Origin of the sequence: Microcoleus sp. S13_C5, assembly GCF_036700845.1 — a bacterium.
GTDB lineage: Bacteria > Cyanobacteriota > Cyanobacteriia > Cyanobacteriales > Microcoleaceae > Microcoleus.
This window is the reverse complement of record NZ_JAUBPR010000239.1, coordinates 1-3252: the sequence shown is the minus strand read 5'-3', so window position 1 is coordinate 3252 and position 3252 is coordinate 1. Positions and strand designations below refer to the sequence as shown.

At 47.3% G+C, this 3252-nt stretch carries 3 protein-coding genes; all 3 read right to left on the bottom strand.

What is annotated here, in order from left to right; translation table 11 throughout:
* Positions 1–224: 224 nt before the first annotated feature.
* Positions 225–596 (bottom strand): cell division topological specificity factor MinE, encoded by a 372-nt coding sequence (minE, locus tag QUA04_RS29100; RefSeq protein WP_333264123.1) that lies wholly within the window; start codon positions 594–596, stop codon positions 225–227.
* 216 nt (positions 597–812) lie between these two features.
* Entirely contained in the window at positions 813–1619 is an 807-nt protein-coding gene (gene minD, locus QUA04_RS29095) for a septum site-determining protein MinD (protein WP_333178052.1), read from the bottom strand.
* A gap of 421 nt (positions 1620–2040) precedes the next feature.
* On the bottom strand, positions 2041–2844 hold the full coding sequence (minC, locus tag QUA04_RS29090; RefSeq protein ID WP_333264120.1) for a septum site-determining protein MinC: 804 nt from the start codon (positions 2842–2844) through the stop codon (positions 2041–2043).
* Between the last annotated feature and the right edge of the window lie 408 nt (positions 2845–3252).

Genomic DNA, 3252 nt, shown 5'->3' with positions numbered 1-3252 from the left:
GCAATCGTTTGGGAGTTTTGTGTTTCCGAATCTATCTTCCTTTCCTTCTGCTTGAATATCTGCGGAATGTGGGTTGTATATCAACGAGAAGAGTTTTTGAGGGAGCATCTCAGTTTTGTTTTTGTAGCGATCTTCAAGAACTCGCTTGGACAAAACTCGCGATCGCTTGCGAGATCGCAATCAAATAAAAAAAATATTTTTACCAAGGCGAAAATGCACCCCTGTTAATCTCTAATGTCGGGGAGAGTTTCGACTACATACTCCGGTACATATTCTGGTCGATTTTCGGATCTATTTGGGGGCAAATTCTGGGGCAAATTCTCCGGTGGATGTTCCAGCCTGACGCGCCGGATCGGGAGATTTGCAATTAGTGCTGTGGCTCGCTGGTCGCTCTCCAGCGAGAACTCAGACCCGGTGGTATCGATTTCCACGTAGCGAGACACCACCTCTAGAATTTCTCGGCGCATCGACTCAACCATTTCTGGGCTGAGTTCAGAGCGATCGTGGGCTAGAACCAGTTTGAGGCGCCGTTTTACCTCGTCGCGGCTGTTGTCAGGGGTGCGCGGGAAAAGTCGTTCGAGAAGTGTGTGTATCATGGGTCAGGCTGGTTTGTCAAGGGTTAGGCATAGAAAAGGTCATACCATTTTCGATTTTCGATTTTCGATTTTCGATTGGGGAATCAGTGATTCCCGTCAGGTTGGGAGCTGCTCTACAGTTGCATTATTTTTGGGAACTGGTGTCACTGGGGGAAAATTTGGGCTAGTTTTTGTGATGCGGTCGCTGCTGTTAAAGATAGATCGCCAATGAGCACATCACATAATTTTAGTATTTAAGAACTTGCGGAGGCGAGTAAAGAAGTTTTCGGGACGGGGATTGAGATCTAGAAAATCAACTTTTTCGCCTTCTAAGCGGCGGGCAATATTGTCGAAGGCAGTTCCAGCTAAAGAGGCCGTTTCCGACAATACTAATGGTTCTCCTCGGTTGGTGGAAACGATGACGCGCTCGTCGTCGGGAACGACGCCTAACAGCGAAATGGCGAGGATTTCCCGCACGTCTTGCACCGACATCATATCATTTGCCAGCACCATTGCGGGTCTGATCCGGTTGACGATCAGGTTGATTTTCTTGACGTTGTTGGCTTCCAGCAGCCCGATGACTCGATCGGCATCGCGGACAGCAGCGATTTCGGGAGTGGTGACAATTATCCCTTCTTGAGCCGGCGCGATCGCATTTTGAAAACCTTGTTCAATTCCAGCAGGAGAGTCGATCAAAATATAGTCGTATTTTGCTCCCAACATCCCCACAAGCTGCTTCATTTGCTCGGCGCTGATGGCATCTTTCATCCGAGTTTGGGCAGCCGGCAACAGCACCAAGCGCGGCTGCCGCTTATCTTTCACCAAAGCTTGCTCTAATCGGCACTCTCCAGCGAGAACTTCTAATGCCGTGTAAACAATCCGATTTTCTAAGCCCAGCAGCAAGTCTAAATTTCTGAGGCCGAAATCGGCATCTATTACGGCAACGTTGCGCCCCCGCTTAGCTAAAGCCATGCCAAGATTGGCTGTGGAGGTGGTTTTTCCTACCCCGCCTTTCCCTGATGTAACAACAATAATGCGAGCCATAAGCGATTTTAGATTTATTGGGAATTGGTGATTGGGAATTAGTAATGGGTAATGGGTAATTGGTAATTGGTAATGGGTAATTGATCTTATTCTTGGTTGATCATGAGCAATTATTCTTTGGTAATTTGGTCGCAATCTGTTATTCAGTGAATTACAGCATATTCCACGTTTATCAAGGACACCCGCTGATCGATCTATCCCCGCCGTAAGGACAGGGCGAAAGCCTTTGTCCCTACTTCATAAACTCACAAATCTCATTGTTTTACTAATTCTCTATGAATTTGCACTTAAATTTTAAATTGTCTTTTAGTGACTGATTTAGCCTAGGCAAAAATTATCAAGTGCAGGCTTCAAGATAAATAGTATTACCAATTACTCATTACTAATTCCTAATTACCCATTACCAATTACCAATTATCGATTACTCATTACCCCCGACTAACTGCGATTTGTCAAAATCAGAGGCTCTACCGATCCGAATCCCTTGAGGCGTCACATAGGCGACTTCCGGGAAAAACTGAGCGGGTGAGGTTTCTGGGCCTCTGGCAACATACTTAGCAATCCTAATCACCATCGGTTCCATCTGCAAGGTCATAATCACACTTTTGGTGTTGCCACCGGCACCGGCGTGCACGACTCCCCGCAAACGGCCCCAAACTAGGATATCGCCTCCGGCGATGACTGAGCCGCCGGGATTTACGTCTCCCAAAAGTACGACGGTGCCCGGATGGCGAATTTCTACGCCCGATCGCACTGTCATCTGCAAATATAAAGGTTCCGCCAGCGATTGAGGTTTTTGGGCGGTGGCTTTATTCAGGGAAGAAACCGGAGGCTGCTGTTCTACACAATAGCCTGCTGTAGCTGCGGCAACGGCGGTTTGGCGGCGGTTGGTGTGGACTCGTTTGAGTTGCAGTTCCACTTCGGAGAGGGCATCAGCGATTTCTTGCAGTTGGCGGATATCTAAAAGTCGATCGTTCCCCATCAATTGTACTTCTGCGTTTGGCTGCCAAAAGCGTTCTCCTGCGTTCAGCCTGACTTTTAGCTGCTGCCAAAGTTCAGTCCAAGTCGAGGCGGAGGCTGTTGCGGGTTCGCTATTGGTTTCTGGGGGGAGTAGCAACAGTAGCTGTCCATCTTCTGTCTTGAGTCGGACTTGCAACTCTAAGCTGACTTCGGGTGTTGATTGAGGGGCGGCAGCAGCGGCTCCGGGAGAGGCATCGGGTGTCATGGGACAGTTTGATCTCGGGTAGGGACAGGTTAACATCAATATTAGCCTGAGTCGTCTTTTGCCTCAGCATTTGGCGGGAAAAGTCTTGTTTTTTTATTTTTAACGGCAGCCAGGGCAATTCTATTTCGTTTGTGAACAAGATTTTGTTTTAATGAACCGCATAGGGCGCAGAGGGGACAGAGAAAGAGAATTGAGAGCTCAGAAGAGAGAATCAGAGAAGTTCACAAATTTGGTATCGATTATTATGGACGAGATTTTGTTTTAATGAACCGCAGAGGGCGCAGAGAACACAGAGAAAGAGATTTAACAGAGGAGAGAATGAGAGAATTTGAGGTTCTCCAGAACTTACGGTGATATTTTTATCTAATTAGAGAAGCAAGCTAATACCCGTTCTCGAAAATTATCAAA

Bases quoted from the DNA above. Each gene is read 5' to 3' on its own strand.
- minE (WP_333264123.1), bottom strand. From the start codon at position 596: ATGATACACACACTTCTCGAACGACTTTTCCCGCGCACCCCTGACAAC.
- minD (WP_333178052.1), bottom strand. From the start codon at position 1,619: ATGGCTCGCATTATTGTTGTTACATCAGGGAAAGGCGGGGTAGGAAAA.
- minC (WP_333264120.1), bottom strand. From the start codon at position 2,844: ATGACACCCGATGCCTCTCCCGGAGCCGCTGCTGCCGCCCCTCAATCA.